16 protein-coding genes are annotated in these 16,358 nt (G+C 59.3%); 14 read left to right on the forward strand and 2 right to left on the reverse strand.

The annotated features are described in order from the left end of the window. Positions 1–164 precede the first annotated feature (164 nt). From ACIROY_RS22005 to ACIROY_RS22025, 5 genes are all read left to right on the forward strand, one after another. Positions 165–1,814 (forward strand): COG3014 family protein, encoded by a 1,650-nt coding sequence (locus ACIROY_RS22005; protein WP_402344234.1) that lies wholly within the window; start codon positions 165–167, stop codon positions 1,812–1,814. 42 nt (positions 1,815–1,856) lie between these two features. Beyond that, a complete protein-coding gene (locus ACIROY_RS22010) occupies positions 1,857–2,279 on the forward strand; it encodes a YcfL family protein (protein ID WP_402344236.1) in 423 nt (140 codons plus the stop codon). A gap of 60 nt (positions 2,280–2,339) precedes the next feature. Next, a complete protein-coding gene (lpoB, locus tag ACIROY_RS22015; protein WP_402278747.1) occupies positions 2,340–2,939 on the forward strand; it encodes a penicillin-binding protein activator LpoB in 600 nt (199 codons plus the stop codon). 34 nt (positions 2,940–2,973) lie between these two features. Next, positions 2,974–3,822, forward strand: coding sequence for a hypothetical protein (locus ACIROY_RS22020; RefSeq protein ID WP_402344239.1), 849 nt, complete (start codon positions 2,974–2,976; stop codon positions 3,820–3,822). 224 nt (positions 3,823–4,046) lie between these two features. Then, complete coding sequence (locus ACIROY_RS22025; RefSeq protein ID WP_402278743.1) at positions 4,047–4,475, forward strand: surface-adhesin E family protein; 429 nt, start codon at positions 4,047–4,049, stop codon at positions 4,473–4,475. Between the two features lie 135 nt (positions 4,476–4,610). On the opposite strand, the gene ACIROY_RS22030 is transcribed toward ACIROY_RS22025, so the two are convergent. Further along, positions 4,611–5,921 carry a homoserine dehydrogenase gene (locus tag ACIROY_RS22030; protein WP_402278741.1) on the reverse strand — a complete coding sequence of 437 codons (1,311 nt, stop codon included), beginning with the start codon at positions 5,919–5,921 and terminating at the stop codon, positions 4,611–4,613. A 129-nt stretch (positions 5,922–6,050) separates the two neighbouring features. Beyond that, a complete protein-coding gene (locus ACIROY_RS22035) occupies positions 6,051–7,280 on the reverse strand; it encodes a pyridoxal phosphate-dependent aminotransferase (RefSeq protein ID WP_402344242.1) in 1,230 nt (409 codons plus the stop codon). A 210-nt stretch (positions 7,281–7,490) separates the two neighbouring features. Here ACIROY_RS22035 and ACIROY_RS22040 point away from each other — a divergent pair, with 210 nt between their 5' ends. From ACIROY_RS22040 to ACIROY_RS22080, 9 genes are all read left to right on the forward strand, one after another. Then, positions 7,491–7,874, forward strand: coding sequence for an Mth938-like domain-containing protein (locus ACIROY_RS22040; protein WP_402278739.1), 384 nt, complete (start codon positions 7,491–7,493; stop codon positions 7,872–7,874). 13 nt (positions 7,875–7,887) lie between these two features. Further along, complete coding sequence (locus ACIROY_RS22045; RefSeq protein WP_402344245.1) at positions 7,888–9,606, forward strand: glycosyltransferase family 39 protein; 1,719 nt, start codon at positions 7,888–7,890, stop codon at positions 9,604–9,606. Beyond that, the gene (locus ACIROY_RS22050; RefSeq protein ID WP_053197238.1) at positions 9,603–9,974 is read left to right on the forward strand and encodes an EamA family transporter; all 372 of its coding nucleotides are present in this window, start codon (positions 9,603–9,605) and stop codon (positions 9,972–9,974) included. The genes ACIROY_RS22045 and ACIROY_RS22050 overlap by 4 nt, the downstream gene beginning before the upstream one ends. Before the next feature lie 114 nt (positions 9,975–10,088). Beyond that, the gene (locus ACIROY_RS22055) at positions 10,089–11,210 is read left to right on the forward strand and encodes a DegT/DnrJ/EryC1/StrS family aminotransferase (protein WP_402278734.1); all 1,122 of its coding nucleotides are present in this window, start codon (positions 10,089–10,091) and stop codon (positions 11,208–11,210) included. A 144-nt stretch (positions 11,211–11,354) separates the two neighbouring features. Further along, positions 11,355–12,311, forward strand: coding sequence for a glycosyltransferase (locus ACIROY_RS22060; RefSeq protein WP_402278732.1), 957 nt, complete (start codon positions 11,355–11,357; stop codon positions 12,309–12,311). Further along, the gene (locus tag ACIROY_RS22065; RefSeq protein ID WP_402278730.1) at positions 12,308–13,225 is read left to right on the forward strand and encodes a formyltransferase; all 918 of its coding nucleotides are present in this window, start codon (positions 12,308–12,310) and stop codon (positions 13,223–13,225) included. The genes ACIROY_RS22060 and ACIROY_RS22065 overlap by 4 nt, the downstream gene beginning before the upstream one ends. A gap of 14 nt (positions 13,226–13,239) precedes the next feature. Beyond that, positions 13,240–14,295 (forward strand): bifunctional UDP-4-keto-pentose/UDP-xylose synthase, encoded by a 1,056-nt coding sequence (locus tag ACIROY_RS22070; protein ID WP_402278728.1) that lies wholly within the window; start codon positions 13,240–13,242, stop codon positions 14,293–14,295. A 243-nt stretch (positions 14,296–14,538) separates the two neighbouring features. Continuing rightward, on the forward strand, positions 14,539–15,480 hold the full coding sequence (locus ACIROY_RS22075) for a polysaccharide deacetylase family protein (protein WP_402278726.1): 942 nt from the start codon (positions 14,539–14,541) through the stop codon (positions 15,478–15,480). A gap of 78 nt (positions 15,481–15,558) precedes the next feature. Beyond that, the gene (locus tag ACIROY_RS22080; RefSeq protein WP_255419432.1) at positions 15,559–16,038 is read left to right on the forward strand and encodes a peroxiredoxin; all 480 of its coding nucleotides are present in this window, start codon (positions 15,559–15,561) and stop codon (positions 16,036–16,038) included. Positions 16,039–16,358: the final 320 nt, after the last annotated feature.

Below are 16,358 nucleotides of genomic sequence, written 5' to 3' on the forward strand. Positions count from 1 at the left end.
CGTTTTTTGTCGCGACTTCTATCCCTGTGGCCGAGCATAGAACATTTCGCCATCTCATTCAAACGAATGAGGCTTTTTTCGACGGCCGTCTTTACAATAAATGCAACAAAAAAATGCCTGCCGGCATCTTTCGGCAGCAGCTCATATCCTGGGGAGGATAAAAAATGCAAGAACAAAACAAATCCGTCGCATTGACCATCAAGCGGCTCGGAAAAAACATGGGCGGCGGCATCTGCCTGATCTCGCTGGTTTCACTATTGGCCGGTTGCGCCACCAACGGCTACGACCGCAAGGCGACCACGACCGTCGACGCCATGAAGTCCGGCAGCGCGGACCTGGCCTTGCAGGCGCTGGAACAGCAGAACCCCGACAAGGACAAGGACCTGCTCTACTTCATGGAAAAGGGCGAACTGCTGCGCATGAAGGGTTCCTATGAAGCCAGCAAGGAAACCTGGCTGGCCGCCGACGAAAAGGTGCGCGGCTGGGAAGACCAAGTCAAGACCGATCCGTCCAAGCTGATGGGCGACATCGGCTCCTTCGTGCTCAACGACACCACGCGCCGCTATGACGGCCGCGACTACGAAAAAGTCTTCATCAACCTGCGCCTGGCGCTGGACCATCTGGCCATCGGCGACTGGGATTCGGCGCGCACCGAAATCAAGAAGATGCACGAGCGCGAAGCGATCATCGCCGACTTCCGCAGCAAGGAACTCGACGCCGCCAAGAGCAGCGCCGAATCGAAGGGTCTGAAGACCACTTCCTTCAAGGAACTCAACGGCTATCCGGTGGAAACGCTGGAAGACCCGGCCGTGCGCGCACTGAAGAATTCCTACGAGTCGGCGTTCGCCAATTACCTCGCCGGCTTCGTGTACGAAGGCCTGGGTGAGCCATCGCTGGCGGCTGCCGGCTATCGCAAGGCGATCGAAATGCGTCCCGGCCAGGCCACGCTGGAAGAAGGATTGAAAGGACTGGACGGTCGCGTACGCAACCGTTCGCCGAAACTGGTCGATACGCTCATCGTGATTGAGTCGGGCAGCGCGCCGGCGATCAGTTCGATGACCCTGCCGATCATCCTGCCGATCCCTGGTCGCAGCGGCCTGAGCCTGATCGCCACGCCGATTTCGTGGCCGGTCATCCGCGCCGCCGACAATTCGGTGGTCCCCGCCAGCATCACGGTCGACGACAAGCCGGTGCAAGTCGCTCTGCTGACCAGCGTCGACCAGATGGCGCGCCGCGCGCTGTCGGATGAAATGCCGGGCATCATTGCGCGCTCGTCCATCCGCGCCATCACCAAGGGCGTGGCGCAAAAAGCCATCGACGACAATTCCGGCTCGCTGGGCATGTTCGGTTCGCTGCTGAGCATCGCCGCCAAAGCCGGCACGATGCTGGGTGAAGTCGCCGATGAACGCACCTGGCGCACCCTGCCGGGCTTCTTCTCGGTGGCGCGCGTGAAACTGGCACCGGGCATGCACAAGATCCTGCTGCCGACCGCGACCGGTCCGCAATTGCGCGAAGTCGGCGTCTCCGGCGCGTATGCCATGGTCTCGCTGCGCACTTCGGGTCCCTCGCTCTATCTGGCGCAGACCCCCTATAATGCCGAGCAAGCAGCTTTAGCGTTGGCGGCGCCGGAAAAACCGATCCCCGCAGCCAAGAACGCCAAGGCCAAAACCACCGGCAAAAAGGTGGCGGCGAACAACAAGAATGCTGGCAACGATACGGTAGCCGCAGCACCGGCGGAAAAAGCCGCGACGATCGCCAGCAACACCAAGAAAAAAGCCATTGTGCCGGTATCGGCCAGTGTCAGCGCACCGTGAACACACGGGCGCTGAAACAGGATTAAACAGGGAGTCGTCCACATGAACATCAAACACGCATTGCGCGCAGGCGCACTGGCGTCCGCGTTCGCGCTCGGCATGCAAGCCATGCCGGTCCAGGCGCAAACCATCGCCTCCAAAATCGAATTGCTGGGAGCCCCGGCGTCGCTGGAATTCACCGGCCTGCGCATGCGCGAACAGAACGGCCTGCTCAACGTCCAGGCCGAACTCACCAACCGTGACAACCGCCAGCACACGGCTTACTACCGTGTCAAATGGATGGACGAAACCGGCTTCCAGGTGTGGGACGACGAACCGTGGAAACCACTGCTGGTGAACGGCGAACAAAAGCTGACGCTGCAGATGGTCTCGCCGACCACCAAGGCGCGCGACTTTGCGATCCAGTTCAGCGCCACCATCAACAAATCGCTGTCGACCAGCGACGCTCCTTTAATGGGACGCTGAGACCGCACCGGTCTCCGTCTCCGCTTTGATTCACATTACTGATTACCACAAGGAATTGCCATGATGCACACTACCGCCCGCTACGCCGGCCTCACCCTGATTTCCGCCCTGCTGTTCGGCTGCGCCCAGACCGGCACGCCGACTGTCGGCAACAACGTCCAGTACGGCGATGCCAAGGCCGTCGAACAAGTCACCAATGAATTCGGTTCGACCGACCTGCAGACCATCGCCGAATCGATGGCGCGTTCGCTGGGCCAATCTGCTGCCGGCTACAAGAGCAAGCCGCTGGTGACCATCGCCGATGTCAAGAACAAGACCAGCGAATACATCGACACCCGTTCGATCACCGACTCGATCCGCGTGCAATTGCTCAAGGGCGGCACCATGCGCTTCGCCACCGACATCGTCGGCATGCAGAATCAGACCGACGAACTGACCCGTCAGAACAACACCGGCCTGTACAAGAAATCCGCCACCGCCAAGGTCGGCAAGATGGAAGGCGCGCAGTTCCGCATCGAAGGCAACATCACCTCCATCGTCAAGCGCACCAGCAACACCACGGACGTGTACTACAAGTTCAGCCTGATCATGACCAACATCGAGTCCGGCACCATCGAATGGGCCGACGAGAAGGAAATCCGCAAGACGTCCAAGCGTTGATTCCCGTTCACCAAGGTTGAGAGAGGATTTCCCCATGCCGACATCGCCATCCCGGATGTTCAACGCGCTGCTGGCTTCGCTGGCGTTCGCGTTGACACTGGCGGCGCCGACGCTTGCGCAGGCGCAGAACCTGCCCAAGATCGCCGTCACCGACTTGTCGTACGAAGAGAAGGTAAAGGAATATTTCCAATACTTCGAAGCGCGCGAAAAACACAACAACAGCTACTCCGCCAATGCTCGCGCTAGTGACTCCAACTTTGCGTCCTCGGCCTCGATGTCGGAACGCGCATCGAGCCGCGGCGAGAGCTCGGTGATCGCCGCCTCCGGCACCATCACCACGATCAGCCGCGGCGAACTGCGCAAGTTCACCGCCGACATCAAGGGCGAATTGCTGAAGTCGGGATCGTACCGCCTGGTGCAGGGCAAACCCTGGACCCAGCAAAACACCGAGAAGCTGTTCGACATCATCGACCGCATCAAGAAAGGTTACTACCCCGGCGCAGACTACGTGCTGTTCGGCACGATCAACAACATCGACTTCCGCCAGGAAAGCAATCCGGTGCAAGGTTCGAATGCGGTGTCGTTCTCGCTGGCGCTGGAACTGGTAGGCGAATTTTCGCTGATCAATACCCGCACCTACGAGATCAAGGCAGCGTTCTCGGCGATGGGTGAAGGCTCCGACGTGCGCCTGGCCAATGCCGCCGGCACGGTGATTTCGCTCAACAAGAGCAAGGTCATGCAGGAAGTGTCACGCTCGCTGGGAGATGCCGTCGCCGCCGAGATGGAAGCCCAGTTCAATCCGGCCGGCTCCAGCCGCAGCTCGCGCCGCATCGAACGCCAGCAGGAAACCGTACAAGAGCAAAAGACCGTCATTTTCAAATGACCTTCTCCACCGGCGTGCAAACCCTTGTGCGCCGGCTTTTATTCTCCCGCCCCCCATCCTCCCTCACCCTTCTCCGTCCGTCCAGGGAAGTGAAATAAAACGTTACCAGGCTTGTAAGCACTCCGGCGGCGCGTTATGCTGGCAGCCCTGAAGCGTATGCAGGCACGGCTTTCGTCGCATACTCCAAGCGCTCTCGCGCCCCACCGGATAGAAATGGACACATGATGAAAAAATGGATTTTGATGCTGAGCGTTCCCGGTCTCCTGTGCGCCGGCGTCGCCCGCGCGGAAAACTGGCAATCGGTCGGCGGCAGCGACCAGGCTGAATTGGCGATAGACGTCGACTCGATCAAGGAAAGCAAGGGCATCCGCGAAGCCTGGTCCATGTGGAATTTCAAGGAAGCGCGTCCCAATAATGACAGCGGCTTTCCAAGCCTGAAATCGTACCAGGACATGCACCAGTACAACTGCAAGGAGCAGACGCTGAAGCTGACGCGCGAAGTGATCTACGCGGAAAACGACGCTAAAGGCGCCAAGCGCGATCATTCCGACGCATTGAAGAGCATGCAGTTCACCAAGGCGGCGCCCAATTCGGTGGCAGACGCCATGCTGCAACTGGTGTGCGGCTACGAGATTCCTGCCGCGAAGAAGTAATTTTCGGCGGACTTCGGTTCTGCAACGGACAAGGGCGCCTTCGGCGCCCTTTTTCATTGTCCCGACACAAGCGAAGGCGCAATGCAGCAAAGAAAAAGGAGGCCGAAGCCTCCTTTTCATGCAAGTGCAACGTGCTTAGTTGAGTTCTTCCAGGCGGATCTTCATGACGCTGCCCATGACCGTGGTGAGCGCTTCGATCTTGGCAATGGCGGCCTCGATGTTGCGTTCCTGGGTCTGGTGCGTAAGCATGATGATATCGGTCTGCTGTTCGCCTTCGGCCGGCTCCTTCTGCAGCATGGCGTCGATCGAAATCGACGAGTCCGCCAGGATGCGCGTGACGTCGGCCAGCACGCCCGGCTTGTCGGCCACATGCATGCGCAGGTAGTAGCTGGTGGTGACGTCCTGGATCGGCAATACCGGCGTGTCGGCCATGGCGTTCGGCTGGAACGCCAGCGACGGCACGCGGTGCTCCGGATCGGCGGTGGCCAGGCGCGTGATGTCGACCAGATCGGCGATCACAGCCGAAGCGGTCGGCTCGGAACCGGCGCCCTTGCCGTAGTACAGCGTCTCGCCGACGGCGTCGCCGCGCACCATCACGGCGTTCATCGCGCCTTCGACATTGGCGATCAGACGGCCGGTCGGGATCAGCGTCGGATGGACGCGCAGTTCAATGCCCTTTTCGGTCTGGCGCGTGATGCCCAGCAGCTTGATGCGATAGCCCAGTTGCTCGGCGTAACGGATGTCGGTCGCTTGCAGCTTGGTGATACCTTCCACGTGCGCCTTGTCGAACTGCACCGGGATGCCGAAGGCGATCGCAGCCATGATGGTCAGCTTGTGCGCCGCGTCCACGCCTTCGATGTCGAAGGTCGGATCCGCTTCGGCGTAGCCCAGGCGTTGCGCTTCTTTCAGCACGACGTCGAAGTCCAGGCCCTTGTCGCGCATTTCGGACAGGATGAAGTTGGTAGTGCCGTTGATGATGCCGGCGATCCACTGGATGCGGTTGGCGGTGAGGCCTTCACGCAAGGCCTTGATGATCGGGATGCCGCCGGCGACGGCCGCTTCGAATGCGACCATCACGCCCTTTTCCTGTGCGGCCTTGAAGATCTCGTTGCCGTGCGTGGCGATCAGCGCCTTGTTGGCGGTGACCACGTGCTTGCCGTTGGCGATCGCCTTCAGGACCAGGTCCTTGGCGAGGCCGTAGCCGCCGATGAGCTCGATGACAATATCGATGTCCGGATCATTGACCACCAGATTGGCGTCGTTGACAACCTTGACTTGTCCATTGGTCAGCTCGGTGGCGCGCTCCGTGTTCAGATCGGCCACCATGGTAATTTCAATGCCGCGCCCTGCGCGCCGCGCAATTTCTTCCTGATTGCGCTTCAATACATTGAAAGTACCGGAACCCACGGTGCCGATGCCGAGCAAACCTACTTTGATGGATTTCATATTGTCTTCGTGGTTGATAAAAAAAGCCGTCGGCAGGAATCACAACGATTGCTGACGGATGCTGCGGTAAAACCGGAATTGCCGGCCTGCCCCGCCACGTGCGGAGCAGGCCGGTGAATCATGTCGGGTTCAGTTGGTGCCGTGACGCCGACGATAACCTTCGAGGAAATGCGCGATGCGGCCCATCGATTCGGTCAGGTCGTCGGTGTTGGGCAAGAACACCACGCGGAAGTGATCCGGCGTCGGGCAGTTGAAGCCGGTGCCCTGGACGATCAGCACTTTCTCTTCGGCCAGCAACTCATAGGCGAACTCCTGGTCGTCCTTGATCGGATAGATTTCCGGATCAAGGCGCGGGAACATGTACAGCGCCGACTTCGGCTTGACGCAGGTCACGCCCGGGATGTCGGTGAGCAGCTTATGCGCGAGGTCGCGCTGCTTGGCCAGGCGGCCGGTCGGCGCGACCAGGTCGTTGATGCTCTGGTAGCCGCCCAGCGCAGTCTGGATGGCGTACTGACCCGGCGCATTGGCGCACAGGCGCATCGACGCGAGCATGTTGAGGCCTTCGATGTAATCCTTGGCGTGCTTCTTCTCGCCCGAGACCACCATCCAACCGGCGCGGTAGCCGCAGGAACGATAGTTCTTGGACAGGCCGTTGAAGGTGATGAACAGCACGTCGTCGGCCAGCGAAGCCAGCGAGGTATGCGTGTTGCCGTCGTACAGGACCTTGTCGTAGATCTCGTCGGCGAAAATGATCAGCTGATGCTGGCGCGCGACCTCGACCAGTTCCTTGAGGACCTCGGTGGAGTAAAGCGCGCCGGTCGGATTGTTCGGATTGATGACCACGATCGCCTTGGTGTTGGGCGTGATCTTCTTGCGAATGTCGGCGATGTCCGGTTGCCAGCCTTGCTGCTCGTCGCAGACGTAGTGCACCGGCGTGCCGCTCGAGAGGCTGACCGCAGCGGTCCACAATGGATAGTCGGGCGACGGCACCAGCACTTCGTCGCCGGTGTTGAGCAAGGCATTGACGCTCATGACGATCAGCTCGGACGCACCGTTGCCGAGGTAGATGTCGTCGATGGTGACGCCCTGGATGTTCTTTTGCTGGGTGTAGTGCATGACCGACTTGCGCGGCGCGAACAGGCCCTTGGAGTCGGTGTAGCCGGAGGCGTTGCCCATGTTGCGGATCATGTCCTGCACGATTTCATCGGGCGCATCGAAACCGAAGGCGGCCAGGTTGCCGATGTTCAGCTTGATGATCTTGTGGCCTTCTTCTTCCATTTGCCGCGCTTTTTCCAGCACGGGGCCACGGATGTCGTAACAGACATCCGCCAGTTTTTTCGATTTTTGAATCGGTCGCACGGTACTAATCCTTTGAATGAGCCTGATTCGCTTGCTTGGCTTGCCCGGCGGAGCCGCCGGAACCGGCCATTTTGCCGAAAGCCTTCCATTTTATCAATGAATAAAACATAGCCCCGAACCGGAAAACGCTACAATGCAGCACTTTAAGACCTTATTGCCGAAAATAGCCCGGTCCGACCCACCGCCGGCGGCATTTCGGCACTGCGCGCCATGAAGCTTCATTCCACAGAAACCCAGCAATATCAGACCGTTTCCTCCTACGACGATACCGGCGTCGAGCTCAATGCGATCCGCTTCGAGCAAAGCCTGATCGTACTGCCGGAAACCCCGCCGGCGCCCTGGCCGGTGACATCGTTCGACGCATTGACCGCCGAACATTTCGACCAGATCGATGCTACCCAGCCCGATGTCGTGATCCTCGGCACCGGCGCGCGCCAGCGTTTTGTCCATCCCAAGCTGACGGCGGTCCTGACCGCGCGCCGCATCGGCGTCGAGTGCATGGACAACCAGGCAGCTTGCCGCACGTACAACATTCTCATGGCAGAAGGCCGCAAAGTGGCGCTGGCATTGATTCTCGAACAAAAACCAGCTTAAGGACCTCGCCGCGATGCGCGACTTGTACAAATCCAAAGCGTTCGTCTGGACGCTGCTTATCTTCTTCCTGCTGATATGGTTCTACATGCTTGGCGCGCGCACCCTGGTGCCGACCGACGAAGGCCGCTACGCAGAAATGGCGCGTGAAATGGTCGCGACCCAGGACTGGATCACGACTCGCCTGAACGGCATCAAGTATTTCGAAAAGCCGCCGCTGCAAACCTGGATGAATGCCGTCACCTTCGAACTGTTCGGTCTCGGTGAATGGCAGGCGCGCCTGTGGACCGGCCTGTGCGGCCTGTTCGGCATCGGCCTTGTCGCCTTCACCGGCCGTCGCGTGTTCAACGCGCGCGTAGCGTTCTACGCCCCCCTGGTGCTGGCTTCCAGCTTCTTCTGGGCCGGCATGGGTCACATCAACTCGCTGGACATGGGCCTGGCCGGGATGATGACGCTGAGCGTCTGCGCCCTGCTGCTGGCGCAACGCAACGACGCCAATCGCGATGAACAGCGCAACTGGATGCTGCTGTGCTGGGCCGGCATGGCGCTGGCGGTCCTGTCCAAGGGACTGATCGGCATCGTGCTGCCGGGCGCGGTGCTGGTGCTGTACACGATCTTTTCGCGCGACTGGGCGATCTGGAAACGGCTGCATCTGATCAAGGGGCTGGTCCTGTTTTTCGCCATCACCACGCCGTGGTTCGTGCTGGTGTCGCTGAAAAATCCGGAATTCCCGCAATTCTTCTTTATCCACGAACACTTCCAGCGCTTCACGACCAAGATTCACAGCCGCACCGGTCCGTGGTACTACTTCATCCCGATTTTGCTGCTGGGCATCCTGCCGTGGCTGGGCGTATTCGTGCAAAGCCTGCTGCATGGGTTGCGCGAAGACCAAGGGAGCAGCAGCTTCAACAGCCTGACCAACGGCAAATTCCAGCCGCGCAAGATGCTGCTGATCTGGTCAGTGTTCATCTTCGTGTTCTTCAGCATTTCCGGCTCGAAGCTGCCGTCCTACATCCTGCCGATCTTCCCGACGCTGGCGCTGCTGATCGGCAGCTACCTGGAGCGTGCATCGTTCAAGGCGATCGTCTGGTCGGCCTCGGTGGTCGCCGTGCCTTGCGCCATCGCGATGGCCTTCATCCCGCGCGTGCCCTCGCTGGCCAAGGATGCTTACTCGCTGCCGCTGGTGACCGCCCACGTGCCGTGGATTTATGCCGCGACCATCATCGCCTTTGTCGGTGCGGTGCTGGCGATCCGTTTTGCCCGCTCGCAAAAAGACCTGGCAGTCGTGTTCCTGGCGGCAGCGACCTTTGTCAGCGGCCAATTGCTGATGTTGGGTCACGATCCGCAGGGTCGCTATTCGGCCGGTATCGATTACGTTCCCGCGCTGCAGGCTGAACTGACGCCGGAAACCCCGATATACCTGGTCGGCCGTTACGAGCAAGCCCTGCCCTTCTATCTGCAACGTACGATGACGTTGGTGCGCCATGCCGATGAGATGGAATTCGGCCTGAAGCAGGAACCGCAACTCTGGCTGCCGACCATTGACGCCTTCGTGGCGCAATGGGTCGCCGACCACGCCGCCGGCAAGAAGGATATCGCCATCATCGATCCCTCGGTCTATGCCGACCTGAAGCAACGCGGCGTTCCGATGCGCATGATCGGCCAGGATCCGCGCCGTGTGATCGTGGCGAACAATCCTGATGTCATTGAGAAGAACCCGAAGGCCGCGCCATGAACCTCACCACCTTCGGCTTCATCTTCGTCGGCATCTGCCTCAACGCCGTCGCGCAATTGCTGCTCAAGGCCGGCACCAATGCCGTCGGCGCGATCCATCTGACGGCGGAGAACTGGTTCTCCACCGGCATCAAGCTGGCTACGCAATTGCCAATCATCGGCGGCCTGACCTGCTATGTCATTTCTGTCGGCGTATGGATCATCGGCCTGTCGCGCGTGGACGTGACGATCGCTTATCCGCTGCTGTCGCTGGGTTACATCATCAATGCCGTCGGCGCCTGGTATTTTCTCGGCGAAGTGGTATCGGCGCAGCGCCTGCTGGCCATCGGCGTGATCATCGTCGGCGTTATCCTGCTGACAAGAAGCTGATAACAAGCCGAATGCACCGACTTGGCTGATTTACAATATGCGGCTTGCGTGCAGGCGATATGATCGCCGGTGCAGCCGACTGAATTCACTACCCCAGATTATTGCGAGCAACCCATGACTCAGCCATTCCTGCCGTTCTCCAAACCAACCATAGACGAACCCACCATCGCCGCCGTCGCCGACGTTCTGCGTTCCGGCTGGATCACCAGCGGCCCCAAGGTCCAGGCATTTGAGAAGGCCCTGTCCGACTATCTGGACGGCCGCATCGTGCGCACCTTCAATTCCGGCACCTGCACCATGGAAATCGCGCTGCGCATCGCCGGCATCGGCGCCGGCGATGAAGTCATCACGACGCCGATTTCCTGGGTCGCCACCGCCAATGTCATCATCGAAACCGGCGCCACGCCTGTCTTCGCCGACATCGACCCAATCACCCGCAACATCGACCTCGACAAACTCGAAGCCGCCATCACGCCGCGCACCAAGGCCGTGATCCCGGTCTACCTGTCGGGCCTGCCGGTCGACATGGACCGCCTGTACGCGATCGCCAAAAAGCACAACCTGCGCGTGATCGAAGACGCCGCCCAGGCGCTCGGTTCTACCTGGAAAGGCAAACGTATCGGCGCGTTCGGCGACTTTGTCTCGTTCAGCTTCCAGGCCAACAAGAACGTGACGAGCTCCGAAGGCGGTTGCCTGGTCGTCAACAATGCCGACGAAGCGCGCCTGGCGGAAAAATACCGCCTGCAAGGCGTCACCCGCAGCGGCTTCGACGGCCTCGAAGTCGACGTGCTGGGCGGCAAGTTCAACATGACCGACATCGCGGCCGCGATCGGCCTGGGCCAGTTTGCCCATATCGACGCGATCACCGAAAAGCGCCGCAGCCTGGCGAAGCATTACTTCGAGGTATTCGGCCCTGATTTCGAAGCACAAAGCGGCGCCCAATTGCCGGTGGCCGACTTTGAAAACTCAAACTGGCACATGTTCCAGCTGGTCTTGCCCGAGCGCATCACGCGCGCCGCTTTCATGGAAAAGATGATGGAGCGCCAGATCGGCATCGGCTATCACTACCCGCCTATCCACCTGCTCAAGCTGTACCGCGACCGCGGCTTCCGCGAAGGCATGTTCCCGATCGCCGAGCGCGTCGGTCGCCTGATCGTGTCGCTGCCGATGTTTACTGCAATGAGTAAAGAAGATGTCGAGCGCGCAGTCGGCGCGGTAAAATCCGTGCTCGCATAAGTTGACCGGGTGCATCCATGTCCGCCAGGCAACTCCGGCGGCATGATTGCCCTTACCGGCCGCGAGTCGGCGCATGGTATGCGGCTTGCATTGCATGGTTTACAGTAACGCTTTCAGTACAGCAATTTTTCATTCCAGGCTTTGATGAAACCAGAAATTTCCGTCGTCATTCCCGTCTATAACGAGGAATCCGGCCTCGCCAAACTGTTCGACCGCCTCTACCCGGCGCTGGACGCCCTTGGCATGCCCTACGAAATCATTTACGTCAACGACGGCAGCCGCGACAAGTCGGCCGCCATCCTGGCCGATCAGTATCGCCTGCGTCCGGACGTTACCCGCGTGGTGCTGTTCAACGGCAATTACGGCCAGCACATGGCGATCCTGGCCGGGTTCGACGCCACTCGTGGCGACATCGTCATCACGCTTGACGCCGACCTGCAAAACCCGCCGGAAGAAATCGGCAATCTGGTGGCCAAGATTCGCGAGGGCTACGATTACGTCGGCTCGATCCGCCGCCAGCGCCAGGATTCGGCGTGGCGCACCTTGGCCTCCAAGGCCATGAACCGTCTGCGTGAAAAGATCACCCACATCAAAATGACCGATCAGGGCAACATGCTGCGCGCCTACGGCCGCAACGTCATCGACCTGATCAACCAATGCCGCGAAGTCAATACCTTCGTACCGGCGCTGGCGTACACCTTTGCACGCAAACCGACGGAGATCATCGTCGAGCATGAAGAACGCGCGGCCGGCGAATCGAAGTATTCGCTGTATAGCCTGATCCGCCTGAATTTCGACCTGGTCACCGGCTTCTCGCTGGTGCCGCTGCAATTCTTTTCGCTGCTCGGCATCGGCCTGTCGTTCGCCTCGGCGGCACTGTTCATCCTGATGGTGATCCGCCGCTTCATCCTCGGCGCCGAAGTGCAAGGCGTCTTCACACTGTTTGCGATCACCTTCTTCCTGATCGGCGTGATCCTGTTCGGCATCGGTTTGCTGGGCGAATACATCGGCCGCATCTACCTGCAGGTGCGCGCACGTCCACGTTATGTGGTCCAGGCCGTGCTCGAACAGTCTTACGAGCAGGATAAGCAGAGCTCATGAACGCAGTCGTCTTTGCCTATCACGACGTCGGCGTACGCTGCCTGAAAGTGCTGCTGGCGCGCGGTGTGAAGGTGGCGCTGGTGGTGACGCACGAAGACAGCGCCACCGAAAACATCTGGTTCAGTTCGGTCGCCGGCGTTTGCCGCGAATACGGCATCCCGTACATCACGCCGGAAGATCCGAAGTCGCCGCAACTGCTCACGCAGGTACAGGCTGCACAGCCGGACTTCATCTTCAGTTTCTATTATCGCCACATGCTGCCGGTCAACCTGCTGGCGCTGGCCAAGCACGGCGCCTACAACATGCATGGCTCGCTGCTGCCGAAGTACCGTGGCCGCGTGCCGATCAACTGGGCGGTGCTGCACGGCGAAACCGAAACCGGCGCCACACTGCATGAAATGGCCGCCAAGCCGGATGCCGGCGCCATCGTCGCGCAAACTGCCGTACCGATCCTGCCTGACGACACCGCTTTCGAGGTTTTCGGCAAGGTCGTGGTTGCCGCCGAGCAAACCCTGTGGCGAGTGCTGCCGCTGATGCTGGCCGGACGAACGCCAAAGCTGCCCAACGACCTCACCAAGGGTAGCTACTTCGGCGGCCGCAAGCCGGAAGACGGCCGGATCGACTGGAAAAAGCCTGCCCAATACGTGCATAATCTGGTTCGCACTGTCGCGCCACCCTATCCCGGCGCCTTCGAGGAAATCGCAGGTGATAAAATCACGCTGGTGAGAACGCGATTGGTGCCGGCTTCCGCCCGCCCCACGCTGGAGAGGTCGCACGGCACGCAAGACAAGTTCTTTGAAGGCGGCCGCCTCTACGCTCGCTGCGGCGACGGCAACTATCTGCAAATCCTGGGCATCCAGATCAACGATCAGGACGTCTCTCTTAACAATTATCTGAAATACATGGCTGTCTAAGCCGTCCAATTATTATGAAAAAAGTCCTCATTCTCGGCGTCAACGGCTTCATCGGCCACCATCTGTCCAAGCGCATCCTGGAAACCACTGACTGGCACGTCTATGGCATGGACATGATGACCGATCGCATCACCGACATCCTGGACAACGAAGAATACAAGTCGCGCATGCACTTCTTCGAAGGCGACATCACCATCAACAAGGAATGGGTCGAGTACCACGTCAAGAAATGCGACGTGATCCTGCCGCTGGTCGCCATCGCAACGCCGTCGACTTACGTCAACAAGCCGCTGCGCGTGTTCGAACTGGACTTCGAAGCCAACCTGCCGATCGTGCGTGCTGCCGCCAAGTACGGCAAGCATCTGGTGTTCCCGTCGACCTCGGAAGTCTATGGCATGTGCCATGACGACGAATTCGATTCCGAAGAATCCGAACTGATCTGTGGCCCGATCAACAAGCCGCGCTGGATCTACTCCTGCTCCAAGCAACTGATGGATCGCGTGATCTGGGGCTACGGCATGGAAGACAACCTGAATTTCACGCTGTTCCGTCCGTTCAACTGGATCGGCGCCGGTCTGGATTCGATCCATACACCGAAAGAAGGCAGCTCACGCGTCGTGACTCAGTTCTTCGGTCACATCGTGCGCGGTGAAAACATCTCGCTGGTCGACGGTGGCCAGCAAAAACGCGCCTTCACCTACATCGACGACGGCATCGATGCGCTGATGAAAATCATCGCCAACGAAGGCGGCATCGCCACCGGCAAAATCTACAACATCGGCAACCCGACCAACAACTACTCGATCAAGGATCTGGCCGACATGATGTTGAAGCTGGCCACCGAGTATCCGGAATACGCCGATTCGGCCAAGCAGGTCAAACTGGTGGAGACCACGTCCACCGCCTACTACGGCAAGGGTTATCAGGACGTGCAGAACCGCGTGCCGAAGATCACCAACACCTGTGAAGAGCTGAACTGGAAGCCGACCTTCACCATGGCCGACACGCTGCGCAATATTTTTGACGCGTATCGCGGCCAGGTTGCGGAGGCCCGCGCACTGGTTGACTGATCATCGTCAGGCGCACCAAACCAATCCGCCCTCGGGCGGATTTTTTTTGTGCTGGAATAAGCATATCGGCAATCGCCTCGTCACGGAAACGCTCAGGAAAATACGAATGAATCCTCAAAATGGGTTTATTCGTCGCGCCTTTCGTGCCACAATTTGGTCATCAGGCAACCGGATCGCGCGCGTCGCCGTCGCAGCAGCATGACCGTTGACGCCACCGCCCTCCCCTCAAGAAAGCAAGCAACCTTGCCCCAGATCACTCTCAAAATCGACGCCGACACCTATCGCGGCACCCGCGAAGGCGTGCCCAATCTGGTCCGCCAACTGCTGCGTCATGACGCCAATGCGACCTTCCTGTTTTCGCTCGGGCCCGATCACACCGGCTGGGCGCTCAAGCAAGTATTCCGCCCCGGCTTCTTCAGCAAGGTGTCTCGCACGTCAGTGGTCGAACACTACGGCATCAAAACGCTGATGTACGGCACGCTGCTGCCGGCGCCGGACATCGGCAAGACCTGTGCAAACTACATGCGCGCGGTGCGCGACGCCGGCTTCGAATGCGGCATCCACACCTGGGATCACCGCGTCTGGCAAGACCACGTGCGCACGCGCGATGCGGCCTGGACGCGCGAGACCATGCAGCGTTCTTATGCGCGCTTCCACGACATCTTCGGCCATACGCCGGTGACGCACGGCGCCGCCGGCTGGCAAATGAACGACTACGCCTTTGCCCAGCTCGATGAGTTCGGCATCGCCTATTCCTCGGACGGTCGCGCGCTGCTCAACGAAGACGGTTCGCTGCAGGATCTCGACGCCGGTCCGCATCGCCTCGCTTCCGGAGGCAAGCCTTTGTCGTGCGTGCAATTGCCGACCACGCTGCCGACGCTCGACGAGCTGCTCGGCCGCACCATCAACGGCGTTGTCATGGATACGTCAAATGTCGCCGCTATGCTGTTGCGACTGACCGAACAACGTCGCGACCATGTCTTTACCTTGCATGCTGAGCTTGAAGGGCAGAAACTTGCCCCCATCTTTGAGCAATTGCTGCTCGGCTGGCGCGCCCAAGGCTACGATCTGGTGTCGATGGGCGAGTACTACCAGACCGTGAAATACGATGTCCTGCCGATTCTGCCTATCGCATGGGGCGAGTTGCCGGGACGTTCCGGCGACATGATTCTGCAGGCCGCATAAGCGACATGCGCAAGACAGACACGCGACATCGCACGATTCTCGACGACACAACACCAACACTTACCTCGGGACGCCATTTTGACTGACGACACACCATCCATACTGAACAAGACCGTGCCGGAATTTTCCGCTGCGATGACCAGCGGCAAAACCTTCTCGCTGTCGGATTACAAAGGCAAGAAGCTGGTGCTGTACTTTTATCCAAAAGACAATACGCCGGGCTGTACCACCGAGGGCATCCAGTTCCGCGAAAGCTATCCGGAATTCCAGAAGCACAATACGGAAATCTTCGGCATCAGCCGCGATAGCCTGAAGTCGCACGAAGGTTTCAAGGCCAAGCTGGACATGCCCTTTGAACTGATTTCCGATCCTGACGAAACGCTGTGCATCATGTTCGACGTCATGAAAATGAAGAACATGTATGGCAAGAAAGTCCGCGGCGTCGAACGCAGTACGTTTGTGATTGACGGATCGGGCACATTGGTGAAAGAATGGCGTGGAGTAAAAGTGCCATCGCATGTCGACGAGGTGCTCAGTTTTGTGAAGACAATTGCTTAAGAAACGTTAGTCCCACGACGACATACGTTTTCCCGAGCGGCAGCAAGATCGATCTCAAGAGTCATGTTGCAGCCGCCAGCCGAAAGTTGCGGTCAATTTAGATAAGCCTTTGAATTCAAATAGAAAACCGTTTTTTGGAAGCCGTTTTTGGATCAGGTCCCGAACCTGCCAAAACGGCTTTTTTACTTTGCGAATTTGCGCTGCGGAGAAAGCACCGGCAACACGCTACACCTGTACCGACGGTACGCGCAGCATTGCCTTGTCCGCCGCCTTCCCCTCTTCCACTAATCAAGCCCTCCTTCCTCTTTTCCTGCGTCCGT

The sequence above is a fragment of the Herbaspirillum sp. NPDC101396 genome, from assembly GCF_044767365.1.
Classification (GTDB): domain Bacteria; phylum Pseudomonadota; class Gammaproteobacteria; order Burkholderiales; family Burkholderiaceae_D; genus Herbaspirillum.

Excerpts from the sequence above, each read along its gene's own strand:
- ACIROY_RS22005 (WP_402344234.1), top strand. The coding sequence starts at position 165 with ATGCAAGAACAAAACAAATCCGTCGCATTGACCATCAAGCGGCTCGGA.
- ACIROY_RS22010 (WP_402344236.1), top strand. The coding sequence starts at position 1,857 with ATGAACATCAAACACGCATTGCGCGCAGGCGCACTGGCGTCCGCGTTC.
- lpoB (WP_402278747.1), top strand. The coding sequence starts at position 2,340 with ATGATGCACACTACCGCCCGCTACGCCGGCCTCACCCTGATTTCCGCC.
- ACIROY_RS22020 (WP_402344239.1), top strand. The coding sequence starts at position 2,974 with ATGCCGACATCGCCATCCCGGATGTTCAACGCGCTGCTGGCTTCGCTG.
- ACIROY_RS22025 (WP_402278743.1), top strand. The coding sequence starts at position 4,047 with ATGAAAAAATGGATTTTGATGCTGAGCGTTCCCGGTCTCCTGTGCGCC.
- ACIROY_RS22030 (WP_402278741.1), bottom strand. The coding sequence starts at position 5,921 with ATGAAATCCATCAAAGTAGGTTTGCTCGGCATCGGCACCGTGGGTTCC.
- ACIROY_RS22040 (WP_402278739.1), top strand. The coding sequence starts at position 7,491 with ATGAAGCTTCATTCCACAGAAACCCAGCAATATCAGACCGTTTCCTCC.
- ACIROY_RS22045 (WP_402344245.1), top strand. The coding sequence starts at position 7,888 with ATGCGCGACTTGTACAAATCCAAAGCGTTCGTCTGGACGCTGCTTATC.
- ACIROY_RS22050 (WP_053197238.1), top strand. The coding sequence starts at position 9,603 with ATGAACCTCACCACCTTCGGCTTCATCTTCGTCGGCATCTGCCTCAAC.
- ACIROY_RS22055 (WP_402278734.1), top strand. The coding sequence starts at position 10,089 with ATGACTCAGCCATTCCTGCCGTTCTCCAAACCAACCATAGACGAACCC.
- ACIROY_RS22060 (WP_402278732.1), top strand. The coding sequence starts at position 11,355 with ATGAAACCAGAAATTTCCGTCGTCATTCCCGTCTATAACGAGGAATCC.
- ACIROY_RS22065 (WP_402278730.1), top strand. The coding sequence starts at position 12,308 with ATGAACGCAGTCGTCTTTGCCTATCACGACGTCGGCGTACGCTGCCTG.
- ACIROY_RS22070 (WP_402278728.1), top strand. The coding sequence starts at position 13,240 with ATGAAAAAAGTCCTCATTCTCGGCGTCAACGGCTTCATCGGCCACCAT.